Source organism: Leifsonia sp. HAY1-4F, from assembly GCF_056755275.1.
Genome location: NZ_JBNDHX010000619.1, coordinates 1 through 237, shown reverse-complemented (window position 1 = coordinate 237; position 237 = coordinate 1). Strand labels below are relative to the sequence as shown.

The 237-nt window shown below is 59.9% G+C and carries 1 protein-coding gene; it reads right to left on the bottom strand.

Annotated features, from left to right (window positions below; genetic code table 11):
- Window positions 1-237: hypothetical protein (locus tag ACPYOG_RS20730; protein ID WP_481295942.1), on the bottom strand; the 237-nt coding region annotated here is incomplete at both ends.

Sequence of the window (237 nt, the reverse complement as noted above, 5' to 3'; positions counted from 1 at the left end):
CACCGTGACGTGGTTGGTCAGCGCGTTGTTGTGGGCGGTCGCGTTCGGCGCCGAGATACCGCCGGAGTTGTACCAGTTGTTCTGGATGACGTTGTCGCTGGTGTTGTTGCGCAGGCTGTATGCGTTGGTGAACACGAACGACCCGCCCTGGACGACGTTGTTCTCGTACGTCATCGAGCGCGATCCCCCATCGAGGTAGAGCCCGACCCCGGAGATGTTGAACAGGTAGTTCTTGTC